Raw genomic sequence first — 13,463 nt, 5'->3', positions numbered from 1 at the left:
AAGGCAGTTCATCTCTCGACGGGCGAAGTCCCGAACTGGGCAACCCGCCTTCGCCCTGAAGGAGATCGCGGAGATCGCAGCCTAACTAACAGCCGGAGATTGAAAGTTGATGACACGGACACTGCCTTGAACGCATACGAACGGCGAGTGAGGGCCTGCGGTCGGCCAACCCAATCGGCCCAAAGCCCACACTAAAGAGTGGTTCTGGATTGCACACGGGCGGCCTGCTGCTATAGTTCCGCCCCGATGACGCATGTAAAAACAGACACAGCATCTGCGAAAGTGAGAGGCATTCGAGCGGATGAGCCTGCGTCGACTCATCCGCTCGGATTTGAGATGCGGCCTCGGGAGACCGACTCTAGCCCGCGACAAAGGGCACAGCCTCCCACAGGCTCTATCAATGAGCGAGTGGCGTCGTTGGCCTCCGGATGCCTTTCGCGCCCTCGCCTCTTCGCTGCCGAAAAGCCGACGCGCTGCTATCTCCTTCGGGCGCCTCAAGGTTACGGAAAGACTGTCGCGATGGCACAGCATTGGGCCGATCGTCGACAAGTCTGTGCTGCGGCGGCATGGGTTTCCATCAAAGAATGCCGGGGCGATCTGCAACTCCTCGCGGACCGTATCTGCGCGCAGCTCGCCGCTACCCAAGAGGCCGGCGGCCACGACACGCCGCCCCCGCCGCGGCCGAGAGAATGTCCTCGCAGCCTCTATGACCTCGCCACTTGGCTATGGGAGACCAAGGATCGACTAGGATCGAAGGTTCTCATCTGTTTCGATGATCTCGAATTTGATCTGCATTCGATAGACGAGATCGAGGCCTTCATGCTGGCGACGCCAGCCGAAGTGGAATTCATCGCGGCAAGCTCGGCAGACATCGGCTTTGCGCGCATGAAAGCGCGACGAGAAACCCACGAGCTAAGACATGACGCGCTTGCCTTCAATTTCGACGAAGCAAAAGCAGTCGGGCTCACGGAGGAAAGGCGAGCAGTCTCAGAAGTTGAAACTTATTCGCTTTGGAAGCGCACCCAAGGCTGGCCAGAGATATTCTGCCTTTTGATGCAAGCAGCATCGGAGAACCACTCAACCAATCGCCTTATAGTCAACAGCATCACAGGCGTAGATATTGACTTGGATAAATATTTCCGGAGCACAATACTACACTCACTTCCGAATGATATTCGAGAATTTTGTCTCTGCGCCTCCATTCTTGGATCGGTATCAGCAGAATATTTCAACCATGCGTTCCAACGAAACGATGCGGCTTATTTTATAGACAAACTTTCCACCGAGCAGATGCTTCTCCAGCCTCTGGACCGATCGCAGACAGCTTATGAGTTCCACCCTTTGCTTCGCGAATTTCTAGAGCACAGATTCTCGGTGGAGAACCCCGGCTTGAAGCCGAACCTGCTCGCCCGCGCCGCCCAATGGCAAAGACAAAACAACAACATTCGCGACAGCATCAATCTCTCCTTACGCGCGGGTGAGAACGAATCGGCCGCTGATGTTGCGTCTGAAAATATGATGGATATTGCTCTGCGGGAAGGCGAGATAGACCAAATCCAGTTTTGGCAAGGCCGTTTTTCCGCTGCTGTCATTTCGGGTTCTCCAACAATCGCCCTTGGCCTGGCCTGGGCCCAGATTTTTAGTCACGACCACCGGCGGGCGAGTGGGCTGTTGGCCGATTTGCGGGCCACGGAACTTAGCGGTCTTGATCAACAAGTAAGCCGACAAATAGAGTGCTGGTGCGACCTCATCGAAGCCATCGGAGAAGCAACCGGCGACAATCTGTCGGAAAGTCGGCGTCAGTGCGAAGCCTGGATGAAAGTCTATAACGAGGCGGACCTCGTCAGCAAAGGTGCTGTGCTCACCTGTCTTTGCTTCCTTGCGGCCAGCGAGCACCGGTTTGGTGATTTAAGGACACTGTCCTTGGAGACGTCATCGGTAAACAACATCGCGGATCACCACTACGCACTGGGATGGCTTTACGGCGCCATGATTCTCGCCGAGCTTTCAAGAGGAGATATGCGCGCAGGTGCTGCCTTACTCAAAAAAGCGCGCGGTGACGAAAATGCTCAAATTAACACGACACCTTTCTCAGTAAACCTTCTGAACACGCTGGAACTAGAAATTCAGTACGAGGCGAACCAACTTGACGGCATAGAAGCACACGTCGACGAGATTCTTGATTTTGTACGGCGGCATGGCATTGTCGATTTTACATTCTCGGCCTATCGCACCGCTGCAGCAATTGCCCGCTGCAAGGGCAATCCAAAACGTGCTGCCGAGCTTCTTAACGAGATGCGCGTGATAGCGGGAGAATCTGGTTTCGTCCGGCTTGAGGTCCTGGCGCGACTGACGCTCGCGGATATGTTCGTTGCAGAGAGCGCGGAGCAGGCGCTCTCCACCTTGCCGAACCACAATCACCCAATTTTTCTTTCGACACATGGACCGTATCTCCGCGCACGGCAATCGCTGACCGAAGCGCGCATTGCGGCGCGACAGGGGAAGTTTCACCTTTCCAACCGCTTTGCAAACGTCGCTTTAGACCACGCACGCCGATCAGAACTTGGCCGGCTGGAGGTTGCGGCGTTACTCTGCACCGCCGTTGCTTGTGCCGGGACAGGAAGATCGGCCGTGTCTGAACAGCGCGTAGCCGACGCGATCGCCATTGCTTCGCGACTTGGATGTTATCGCACATTCCTCGATGAACGGTGGCATCTGGAAGCGCTTGGACCCATCTCGACGCCACTGTTGAATCTCATTCCGAGCGAGGAGGAATTGGGGCGTCGAGAACCCGCGCCCGGCGACTATCGCGTCCGCTCGCCGAGAAGCACAACTTCGGTTGTGCTCACGAGAAAGGAACTGGCGATGCTTCAAAGGATAAGAGAAGGCCTCTCTAATCGTGACATCGCGTCCAAGCATCGCATAAGTGAAGACACCGTCAAATGGCACATTCGCAATCTATTTGCCAAACTGGCAGTCAAGAACAGAGTCCAAGCGCTGCTGGAATCGGAGAGGCTCGGAATTCTACAGTAAAACTACCCGCGACCATGAGCGCTACACGATTTCAGAGGTCGTTCCTTCGCCAAATCACCCTCCGGTTCCGCTTCGCTCCACCTGCAGCCAACACTGGCGAGGGAGACAACGATGCGCTAACACTTAAGCGGGACCGCCCGGTGGAGGCGATCGAAATGCGGGCTGTCGGGTCGGGCGCAGAAATGAGATCACCTATGAATGAACCAAGCCGAGCGATCTTCAGAACAACCGATGGCCTCGACCTCGCCGCAGATATGTATGGTCGGCCAACGCGCGGCTCAGTACTCATGGCGCACGGCGGCGGCCAGACACGGCATGCCTGGGCCAAGACGGCGGCGGCGCTTGCGGATCGGGGCTGGGAAGTGGTCACGCTCGATCTTCGCGGCCATGGCGAGAGTGGCTGGTCACCGACGGGCGACTACGGGATTCAGCGGTTCTCGGAAGATCTCGCGGAGGTCGCGCGCGCGATGGGTGGCCGTCCGGCGTTGATCGGCGCGTCGCTCGGCGGTCTCGCCGGACTGTACGCGGAGGCCGAGATCGCGCCCGGGGGTTTCAGCTCGATCACCCTGGTCGACATCGTTCCGAACATGGACCCAGACGGCGCCGCCAAGGTCATGGAGTTCATGAACGCCCATGTCGCCCAGGGATTTGGCAACCTTGAAGAGGCCGCAGACGTCATTGCGGCCTATCTACCTCACCGACCGCGGCCAGCGGATCATTCTGGACTGGCCAAGAACCTGCAGCAGGGCGATGACGGGCGGTTCCGCTGGCATTGGGATCCCGGCGTTGTCTCTGGCATGCAAAGCTGTCGATCCTTGCGGGATGCCGACGCGTTCCAAGCCCGATTGACCGGCTTGACGCTTCCGGTGCATCTCATCAGGGGTCGGCTGAGCGAGTTGGTTTCTCGGGAGGCGGCGGAAACCTTCGTCGCGCAGCTTCCGAACGGAAAGTTCACCGATGTCGCCGGCGCGTCGCACATGGTAGCTGGTGATCGCAACGACGCCTTTCTCAGCGCCGCGGTCGGATTTCTTGAGCGGCTGGACCGGCAGACGCGAGCCTATGACGGCTGAAGCCTTACCGAACGTCTTCGCCCTGACTCCTCTCGACCCGAAGTTCAGAGCCGATCCCCATGATGCGCTCAACGACCTGCGAACATGTTGCACCGTGAATTGCGATAAGGCGACCTCCGGCTCATCAAGGTCGCCGCCCGCATCGTCGAAACCGCCAGCCGTATCCGCATCGCCTTCGCCAGCGCTTGCCCCGAGGCTGGGCTCTACCGCGAGCTTGCCATCGCGCTTCGCGCCGCCAGCTAACCCCTGAACGGCGCGGCCGTGCCCGCCAACAATCCCCTCAGCCCAACCCCCAGCCATGCAAAACAGCGATGAAACAGGCGCCACAGCCGACCGTGTCCGACTCACCCCGACACGCCAGGACAAACCCCCGACAATCCCTATCGACCAGCCTCGAGAATAAGGCGGGTTAGGAGTTTCGCCAAAAAGTACCTTTGGATCAATGATGACTGGTTTGCCGAGCAGCGAGTTGGCACATGCGCTTAGCCCCACATCATCGTGCTGGCCCAATCAGGTCGAGCGCTTCTTCGCCCTGCTGACCGAAAAGAGGATCAAAACGAGGGGCCGATAGCTCCAGGAGGGCGCTAATCGAGGACATCGAAAGCTTCATCGACAACACACATCCAATCGACAAAGCTGCAAGCTCGCCTGTCGTCTCTTGGCTCAGTTGGTTTATCCACTCACCCCCATCGCTAGTGCTTTTTGCAGCGCGACGAACTGTGTCGTCAGGGCCATCCGGGCCTGAATCTGTAGATCCGCAGCCGCCAACTGATCGTTTTCGGCGGCAAGCGCGGCGAGCGCGGACGACCGCCCTGCACGCCAGGATTGCTGGGCGAGGCCAGCGCTGTGGTCCGCCAGCAGAGAGTTGCGCGTCTGCATCGCGAATGCCTTGCGCGCCTCGCCGAATCTGTTGAGTGAACTTTCGGCATCCTGAAGGGCCACGAGCACGGCGGCGCGATACGCTGCCGCCGCCTCATCGCGACCGGCGACGGCCTGCAACACGCCCGCCCGCCCGCGTCCAAAATCGGCAAGGTTCCATTGGATCGTCGGACCGGCGAGCGACCAGAGATTGTCGGCACTCGCAATATCGCCCTTCATGGCGCTGCCAAGACCGACCACGCCTGCCAGGCTGACCTTGGGCATCCGCGCGGCCTCCGCCACGCCAATCCCGGCATTGGCGGCATGCAGGTGCTGCTCGGCCGCCCGGATATCGGGCCTGCGGGCGAGCATGGCGGTGGGATCGCCGACCGGGACGGCGGCGGGGGGAAGCGGCACCGGGCCCGTGCCATCGAGCATGGCATCGAGCTCGCCGGGGGCTTCTCCCAGCAGCACGGCTATCGCGTCCTTGCGATCGTTCCGGTCCGCTTCCAGAGCCGCGATGGCTTGCCGCCGGACTTCCACGGTGCGATCGGCCTGATCGCGCTCGATGCGCGACAGCTTGCCCGCGCCTTCAAGCTGCGCCGTGAGGTTCGCGATCTTCTGCTGGTTGGCAAGCAGACGGCGCGCGAGGTCCAGACGTTGTCGGCTGGCGCGCAGGGCAAGATATTGGCGCGCGATCTCCGCAGTCAGGCTGAGGCGGGTATTCTCCGCATCGGCCTGCGCGGCATCGAATTGCGCGCGCGTGGCCTCGATATTCCGCCGCGCTCCACCGAATAGATCGATTTCCCAAAGGGCGTCGAAGCCTGCGAGGAAGAGCGACGAGGACTTGGCCTCTCCACCCGTCACCAATCTCGATGCCTGGATATTCCCGGCCCCTGCCCCGGTGCCGACAACCGGCGCCAATGCCGCGCGCGAGCTTCGCAGTTGGGCCCGCGCCTGCCGGACACGCGCTTCGGCGATATCGATCGCCGGGTTGGAGGACAGCGCCCGCCCGATCAGTTGATCGAGCAGCGGATCGTTCAATTCCCGCCACCATGGCGTCAGTTGCTGCGTGGCGGGCATCGAAACCTGATCCGTTCGCACGAAGGAATTGCCCATCGAGGCGGGGGGTGGCGGTGCATCTTTGTAATTCGGCCCCATCATACATCCGCCGAGTGTGGGCAACAGCAGGAGCGGAGGGACAAAGACAAGCGCACGCATCGACAGTATCTCCGGTTCAGGGCCGTAGCGACGCAAGCTTGCTGGACAGCCACGGACGAATCACTTACTAACCCACTTAACGGTCGTTCAACAAGTGAGCATTCCATGTCCGATATGCGGTCCCAATTACTCGAAACCGCCGCCCGGCTTTTCGCCGAGCGCGGCTACGAAGCCGTGTCGATGCGCAATATCGCCAGGCTGGTCGGGGTGACCCAGGCGAACCTCTATTATCACTTCCGGGACAAGGCCGACCTGATCGAGGCCACCCTCGCCTCGGTGTTCGAGGCTTGCGCCCGCGATCTGGATGCGTGGCTGGCCCAGCACCCGTCGAACCAGCTCGAGGCTTTTGTGCGATGGTTCGTCCGGAGGCTGATGACCGACCGGATATTCGCCCGCCTGCTGTATCGGGAACTGCTGGATGGAGACGAAGCCCGCATCGCCACCCTTTCAAGCACGGTACTTCGGCAACCATTCCAATCGATCGTCGCTGCAGTGGAGCAAGGCAGAACGGACATATCTGCCAAGGAGGTCGCGTTGTCGCTGGTTGGCTTCGCGCTTGGACAGGTCCTGATCCTGCCCCTCGCCCCCGGCCTGACCGGAGACAGCGAGAGGTCCGAATCCGTGGATCAGGTGGCCTCTCAACTTCTCGCCCTGATCCAGTCCGCTTCGGTGGTGGGCTGACATGGATCGCAAGCACCGTGTGGCGAAGGCGATCGCCCTGTCGTTTCCTATCCTTCTCGCAAGCTGCGGCGGTGGGGACCAGACATCGCAATCGGCGGAACCTCCCGCCGTCAACCTGCCCGTGACGACTGCCTCCCTGACGACATCCATGGACGGAACTGCCGCGAGCGGCACGGTCGAATCCGATGATCGCGTGCAACTCGTGGCCCGCGCCTCGGGCACTATCCGGGCAGCCGACCTTTATGACGGCCAGCCCGTCAGGCGCGGGCAAATCCTTGCGACCATCGACGCGCGGCAGGCCGAGGCCGCTGTTCGGCGCGCCAGCGCCGCGCTGGATGCGGCGCTGGCCGAACAACGCGATGCGCATGGGGATGTCACGCGCGATGCACCGCTCGCCCAAAGCGGTGCCTTGGCGATGGATGCCTATCGCAAAGAACAGCTTCGAGACAGCACGGCCGCCGCCGGAGTCACCCAGGGACAGGCGGCGCTCACCGCTGCCCAGGTGGACCGCAGCTACACCTCGATTGCCAGCCCTTTCGACGGTTTCGTCGTTTCCCGGCAAATCCGCGACGGAGATATGGTGATGCCAGGATCGCCGCTGGTGACGGTGGAGAGCCGTGGCCAATTGGTGTTCCGCTTTGCCGCGCCCCAGGCCAGTCTCGGGATGTTCGTGCCGGGAGCGGCGACTCCCGTGCTGCTCGACGGGCGCGAAGATCGCCCCGTAACCGGCACGGTCCGGGGCGTCGTCCCCTCCGCGGACCCGGCTACCCGCCGCTACACGGTAGAGATCGTTCTTCCCGCCGATAGCGGAATCATGCCGGGCATGTTCGGTCGCGTCCGGCTCCCATCGGCGACGAATCACGGGGTCAGCGGAGATACCGTCGCGGTGCCTGCCGCCGCGATCACCGACCGCGGCGGGCTGACCGGGGTTTTCGTGGTGGGCCAGGACAAGCGTCTCACCTTCCGCTGGGTGCGGCCGGGTGACCGGCTGGGCGATCGGGTCACCGTAACCTCCGGCCTGTCGGCTGGTGAACGCATCCTCGCCCGTGTCGATCGGACCGTTCGGGACGGCGCACGCCTCGCCGGCGGAGCCACGCGATGACCGAGGCGCCGCTCAATTTAGCGGGCCGCCTTGCCAGGACATTCATCACCTCCAAGCTGACGACCGTCTTCCTGCTGGCCGCGCTGCTGCTCGGCGCGCTCGCCGTGTTGCTGACCCCGCGCGAGGAAAATCCCCAGATCGTGGTGCCCGGTGCGATGGTCACGGTCGCCCTGCCCGGCGCCACCGCCGAAGAGGTGGACCGGCTGGTGGTGGCACCGCTTGAAGGCGTGCTCAGCGAGATGACCGGGCTCGACCACAGTTACGGCACCGCCCAACCCGGCCTCGGCACGGTGCAGGTGCAGTTCAAGGTCGGCCAGCCGCCCGAGGATTCGCTGGTCAAGCTCTACAACCGGGTGATCGCCAACCGCGGCAGGCTTCCCGCCGATGCGGCTATCCCACTGATCCAGGCGGTCGATGCCGACGATGTGCCCATCGTTACCGTGACCCTCGCTTCCTCCGCCTATGACGACTTCGGCCTCAAGCGATTGGCGGATTCGATGGCTGAGCGCCTGCGCAGCACGCCGGGCGTTTCGGTGGTTTCCGTCTATGGCGGGCGCAACCGAGAGATTGATGTCGCGCTCGATCCGGTCCGATTGCAGTCCTTCTCGATCTCGCTCGCCGAGGCACGCGGAGCGCTGGGCGCCTCCGATGTGGGCCTCAACCTCTCTGGGCCGGCACGGGCGGGCCGACTGGAACGACTGCGCTACTCCGGCGAGCTGGGATCGGTGGCGGCGGTACGCGATCTCGTGATCGGGGTGCGCAATGGCCGCACGATCAAGATCGGAGATGTCGCAACCATCTCCGACGGCCCGCATGTCGAAATCACGCGCCTCAGCCGTTTCGGATTTGCGGCGGGCGACCCGCGCGCCAAGCTCGGTGAAGGCGAAATGCCCGCCGTCACCATCGCCATTGCAAAGAAGAAGGGTGAGAATGCGGTCACCGTGTCCGAAGCCGTGGCCAATCGGGTCGCGCGGATGCAGGCCAGCTTCATCCCGCGCGCGGTCCATGTCGTAACCACCCGCGACGACGGCCAGAAAGCCGACGAGGCCGTCAACGCGCTGATGGAGCATCTGGCGATCGCGCTGATTACCGTCAGCTTCATCATGCTGTTGTTCCTCGGCTGGCGCGAGGCGCTGATCGTGTCCGTCACCGTTCCGGTCATCTTCTCGATCACGCTCGGAGCGGACCTGCTCGGCGGGGTGACGATCAACCGCATCACCCTGTTCGCGCTTATCCTGGCGCTGGGCCTGCTCGTCGATGCCTCGATCGTCGTGATCGAGAACATCCACCGCCACTACCATCACGAGCGCTCCGACGCTTCGCAGGAGGATGTGACCGTCCTTGCCACCAACGAGATCGGCGGCGCCACCAATCTCGCGACATTTGCCGTGATGCTGGTGTTCGCGGCCCTGCTGCTCGTGACCGGCATGGCGGGCGATTATTTCTATCCCATCGCCTATAATGTGCCGATCGCGATGCTCGCGTCGATCATTGTCGCCTATATCGTCACGCCCTGGGCAGCGAACCGCTGGGTCAAGCGACCTGCCTCTACCGGCGGCATATTGGATGATGGAAGCGCGGAAGAGGCCGGTGCTCATGCGGAGCGCAAGCCCGACAAGTTGCGGGACGCCTATCTCTGGCTGATCCGACCGCTTCAGGAGCACTCAAAGGCACGTCGTGCCCTGATGATCGGCGCGGTCGTTGCCCTGCTCCTTTCGATCGCGCAAGGCGGCTGGCAGTTCATCCGCCCGGCGGGCGTCGGCGGGCCGGTGCCGCCGCTTGGGGTTGCCATGGGCTTCCTTCCCAAGGACAACAAGAACACCTTCAACATCGTGATCACCATGGCCGAAGCCAGCCCCGTCGAGAATACGGCCCGGATGGTTCACGAGATCGATGGCCTGCTTGCCGCCAATCCGCTGGTGGTGAACTACCAGAACTGGATCGGCCAGGCTGGGGTCCCGGATTTCAATGGATTGATGCAGGGAACGGCGGCTCGCACGGGTGAGAATGTCGCCGAAATTCGCGTCAACCTCCTGGACAAGCACCAGCGTTCGGAAAGCTCGATCACGTTCGTCCGCGAATTGCGTCTGAAGATCGAAGCCATTCGGACCCGCTATCCGGGCGCCCGGGTGAGACTGGTCGAGGATCCGCCGGGGCCACCGGTGCGTGCGACGGTGCTCGCCGAATTGCACGGCGAAGATCTCGTGGGCTTGCGCCGGCTGGCGAAGCAGGTGGAAGCCGAGTTCGCCAACACCTATGACATGGTCGATATCTCGAACAGCGAGCCTACCGACGTGTCGCAATGGCGCTTTGTTCCTGACCGCGAGAAAGCAGCGCTCTCCGGCGTGTCAGCTGCCGATATCGCCGAGGTTCTGGGACTTGTCTATGATGGCCAGGTGGTCGGGCGTGCCCATATCGATCCAGAGCGCAACCCCGTTCCGATCCGCGCCTATGTGCCGCGCGCGGATCAGCCCGCCCCCGCACGGCTCGAAGGCCTCTACGTGACCAGCAGGGACGGCCGCCAGATACCGCTGGCCGAATTGGTCCGGCGCACACCATCTACCGCCGACAAGCCGGTCCAGCGCAAGGACAATGAGCGCGTGATCTTCGTCGGAGGAGAACTTGCGCAGAGCGTGCCGGTCTATGCGGTGCTCGATCTCAACCGGCGCTTGTCGAGATTGCGCACCCCGGACGGGCAGCCGCTCGCCACCGGCAATCTCAGCCTCAGCGAAAAGGCACCTGACATCATCGACGGCTACCAACTGCTATGGAGCGGCGAAATGCGGATGACGCTCGATATCTACCGCGACATGCTGATGGCGCTCGGGGCGGCGCTGACGGCGATCTATTTCCTACTGGTTGCTTATTATCGCTCGTTCCTCACCCCGCTGATTGCCATGTCCGCAGTGCCTCTGGGGGTCATCGGCATCTTTCCGGGCCACTGGCTGCTGAAAACCGACTTTTCGGCGACCTCCATCGTGGGCATCATCGCACTGTCCGGCGTGGTGATCCGCAACTCGCTGCTCATCATCGACTTCATCCAGGATAACCAGAAACATGGCATGCCGCTGGCGGAGGCGGCGCGGATGGCCGGCGCGGTCCGCCTGCGGCCGATCCTGCTCACCACGCTTGCCATCGTGCTGGGCTCGGCGATCATGATCCCCGATCCCGTGTTCGGCGGCCTTGCGATCTCGCTGATCTTTGGCACACTCGTCTCGACCGTGCTCACTGTCTTCGTGGTGCCGATCCTCTATGAGCGCCTCATGCGCGCATGAGGCTTCCGTCCCATGCCGCGGCCCTAGGAAAGACGTTTGCGACGCAGGCTGACGAGCACGAGGATCGCCGCGCGCCGGATCCCGGTAGCGGGGCTTCCAATTCGGCTTACGTCGCGTGGTCGATATGTTCCAGCAGCGCCGCTGGCGGCGCATGGTCCGGCCTTCTCGCAAGATTGCGATAATGCCACGCGGCCTCTTCAAGGATGGAATCCGCTTCGATCCGGGCGTCTTTGGGACGACTTGATCTCAGCCCGGCCAGTTCGGCGGGCGAAAGGCCGGCCCTGAGATCGCGCAGTGCTCAGCCGTTGGCGGGCTGTCGAATGCCCCGCGCGTCGTGAGGAGGGCGAGCCGATGGCCCACCCAGCCTCCTCGGGCGAAATGCCCCCTGCCCCCCAGACCGTCGTGCCGACAGCACGGTGCCGGCTTTGGGTGGGGTCAAGGTTGGCAGCAAGTTCGGCCTGCCGCACTGTACCAAGCCGCTGCGCCATCGCGAGGGTGTCCATGCCCATCGTGCTGGCCTCGATGCGGGCGAGGACGCGGCGCTGGCATGCCCATTTTTTGGCGCCGTAGTGGTCTCGGCATAATTGCGCAGGACCGGATGCTGCGCCTTCGCCCGCCTGACCGCACAGGCATCGGCAACCGTGACGATTTCAAGATCGGCGCGCAGCACGGCGTTGGTGGGCAGGCCGAGCGTACGCTTCGCGAAGGCTCGGCCATCACGGCCCCGCCATCCCTCCTTCCCAGCCGCCGCCGAGCGCAAGGAACAGCCGAACGCGATCCGAGGCGATGGACGCATCCGAGGCCGCCAGCGCCGCTTCGGTTGTGGCAAGGCTTCGCTGCGTGTCGAGCAGTTCAAGACCCGTTCCAAGACCGCCCCGAGTCATCCGGGCTTGTAGCGCGGAAGCCCTCCCGCTCTCATCACGCGCGACCCTGAGCTTGGCATTCTGGTCCAGATCGCGGGCATAGGTGCTGAGGACCGTCTCGGTTTCGCGGAGAGCTGCGAGGACGCTGCCGTCAAATGCCGCCAGCGTCGCGCGCGCCGCTGCATCGCTTTCCGCGATCCGCGCCCTGGCGACGCGCCGGTCCGGGAAGGACCACGAGATGAGCGGGCCGAAGCTGAACCGCAACGCCGAATCATCGACCAGCCCGCCCACGCTCCGCGAGGTCGTGCCGAGCGATGCGCCGAGGCTGACGCTCGGATAGAGGTCCGCCGTCGCCACTCCGATGCGCGCCGTCGCAGCCGCGAGCCGGCGTTCAGCTTCGCGGATGTCGGGCCGGCGCCGGATCAGCGCCATACCGTCGCCAATCGGCAGCGGGCGGTCGACGGAAGGGATGATCCGGCAGGTCGCGAGATCGGGCGGATAATCTTCGGGCGTCCGGCCGAGCAGCACGGCAAGGCTGAATAGTGCAGCTTTGCGGCCTGCCTCGATCGGCGGCAGCGCTGCCTCGAGCTGAGCCAGGAGCGCGCGCGAGCGGGTGGCGTCGAGGTGCGTGTAGAGGCCAGCGCGCACGCCTCTTTCGGTGAGCGCGAGGCTTTGCCGCTGCAGTTCGACCGAATGGCGGGCAACGGTCATCCGCGCGCCGGCCGCGCAGGCATCTCCATAGGCGCCGACCACTCCGGCCACGACCGTCGTGCGCGCAAGGTCATAGGCGGCGGCCTGCGCTTCCGCATCGGCCTGCGCGGCCTCGATCGTGCGCCGAATCCGGCCCACGACGTCGAGTTCATAGGATATGCCGACGCCGGCGTCGAAGGTTGCATGGGTCCCGTTGGGCGAGCCGAGACCGAGATTGGACGGCTCGCCCACCGATACGCCGCCCGCCGTGGAAGTCTGGACGCCCGCGCCGGCCTCGACCTCCTGGACAATCGCGCGCGCGCGTTCGAGATTGGCCGCCGCGACCCTGAGGTCGGTGTTGGCCTCGATCGCTTCCTGGACGAGCGCATCGAGCTGGGGAATAGCGTAGAGGCGCCACCAGCGCTGGGGCAAGGGTTCAGCCGAATAGGCGGGCGATTTTCCTTCGGCAAAGCTCGCGGGCCGATCCGAGATGCCTGCGGGCAAGGGCGGCGCCCGATAGCTGGGGCCGACCGTGCCACAGCCAGCCAGCATCAGCGCGCCCATCAGTCCGAGCGGCCTTTTCGTTCCGACGCGCCCCATCGTCATTCGCTCCGGCCGGGGCCGAGCGCATTTTCCGCGCCATTGAGCGTCACGGTGACCGTCCGGCCCG

At 63.2% G+C, this 13,463-nt stretch carries 7 protein-coding genes and 1 pseudogene; 5 read left to right on the top strand and 3 right to left on the bottom strand.

Annotation, left to right across the window (positions count from 1 at the left end):
- The first annotated feature begins 519 nt into the window (after nucleotides 1-519).
- Nucleotides 520-3,033, top strand: a complete 2,514-nt coding sequence (locus D0Z70_RS17025) for a winged helix-turn-helix domain-containing protein (RefSeq protein WP_220475660.1) — start codon at nucleotides 520-522, stop codon at nucleotides 3,031-3,033.
- A gap of 194 nt (nucleotides 3,034-3,227) precedes the next feature.
- Nucleotides 3,228-4,103 (top strand): alpha/beta fold hydrolase, encoded by an 876-nt coding sequence (locus D0Z70_RS17020; protein WP_025549969.1) that lies wholly within the window; start codon nucleotides 3,228-3,230, stop codon nucleotides 4,101-4,103.
- A gap of 672 nt (nucleotides 4,104-4,775) precedes the next feature.
- On the opposite strand, the gene D0Z70_RS17010 is transcribed toward D0Z70_RS17020, so the two are convergent.
- A complete protein-coding gene (locus D0Z70_RS17010) occupies nucleotides 4,776-6,182 on the bottom strand; it encodes an efflux transporter outer membrane subunit (RefSeq protein WP_119748547.1) in 1,407 nt (468 codons plus the stop codon).
- A gap of 105 nt (nucleotides 6,183-6,287) precedes the next feature.
- On the opposite strand from D0Z70_RS17010, the gene D0Z70_RS17005 reads away from it, so the two are divergent.
- From D0Z70_RS17005 to D0Z70_RS16995, 3 genes are read left to right on the top strand one after another with little or no spacing between them, the layout of a single operon-like run.
- Entirely contained in the window at nucleotides 6,288-6,863 is a 576-nt protein-coding gene (locus tag D0Z70_RS17005; RefSeq protein ID WP_119748545.1) for a TetR/AcrR family transcriptional regulator, read from the top strand.
- Nucleotide 6,864: 1 nt separating this feature from the next.
- The gene (locus tag D0Z70_RS17000; RefSeq protein ID WP_119748543.1) at nucleotides 6,865-7,965 is read left to right on the top strand and encodes an efflux RND transporter periplasmic adaptor subunit; all 1,101 of its coding nucleotides are present in this window, start codon (nucleotides 6,865-6,867) and stop codon (nucleotides 7,963-7,965) included.
- Nucleotides 7,962-11,240: an efflux RND transporter permease subunit gene (locus tag D0Z70_RS16995; protein WP_119748541.1), complete on the top strand. Its 3,279-nt coding sequence runs from the start codon at nucleotides 7,962-7,964 to the stop codon at nucleotides 11,238-11,240. Before D0Z70_RS17000 ends, D0Z70_RS16995 begins: the two co-directional genes overlap by 4 nt.
- Before the next feature lie 467 nt (nucleotides 11,241-11,707).
- Here D0Z70_RS16995 and D0Z70_RS16990 read toward each other — a convergent pair.
- Nucleotides 11,708-11,928: pseudogene (locus tag D0Z70_RS16990) on the bottom strand (IS1380 family transposase); the annotation flags it as partial.
- Between the two features lie 28 nt (nucleotides 11,929-11,956).
- Nucleotides 11,957-13,399 carry an efflux transporter outer membrane subunit gene (locus D0Z70_RS16985; protein ID WP_119748539.1) on the bottom strand — a complete coding sequence of 481 codons (1,443 nt, stop codon included), beginning with the start codon at nucleotides 13,397-13,399 and terminating at the stop codon, nucleotides 11,957-11,959.
- Nucleotides 13,400-13,463 lie beyond the last annotated feature (64 nt).

The organism is Sphingobium terrigena (assembly GCF_003591655.1).
GTDB classification, from domain to species: Bacteria; Pseudomonadota; Alphaproteobacteria; order Sphingomonadales; family Sphingomonadaceae; genus Sphingobium; species Sphingobium terrigena.
Note: the sequence above shows the minus strand (reverse complement) of the source record. Positions and strands in the feature narration are given on the sequence as shown.

Bases quoted from the DNA above. Each gene is read 5' to 3' on its own strand.
- D0Z70_RS17025 (WP_220475660.1), top strand. From the start codon at position 520: ATGGCACAGCATTGGGCCGATCGTCGACAAGTCTGTGCTGCGGCGGCA.
- D0Z70_RS17020 (WP_025549969.1), top strand. From the start codon at position 3,228: ATGAATGAACCAAGCCGAGCGATCTTCAGAACAACCGATGGCCTCGAC.
- D0Z70_RS17010 (WP_119748547.1), bottom strand. From the start codon at position 6,182: ATGCGTGCGCTTGTCTTTGTCCCTCCGCTCCTGCTGTTGCCCACACTC.
- D0Z70_RS17005 (WP_119748545.1), top strand. From the start codon at position 6,288: ATGTCCGATATGCGGTCCCAATTACTCGAAACCGCCGCCCGGCTTTTC.
- D0Z70_RS17000 (WP_119748543.1), top strand. From the start codon at position 6,865: ATGGATCGCAAGCACCGTGTGGCGAAGGCGATCGCCCTGTCGTTTCCT.
- D0Z70_RS16995 (WP_119748541.1), top strand. From the start codon at position 7,962: ATGACCGAGGCGCCGCTCAATTTAGCGGGCCGCCTTGCCAGGACATTC.
- D0Z70_RS16985 (WP_119748539.1), bottom strand. From the start codon at position 13,399: ATGACGATGGGGCGCGTCGGAACGAAAAGGCCGCTCGGACTGATGGGC.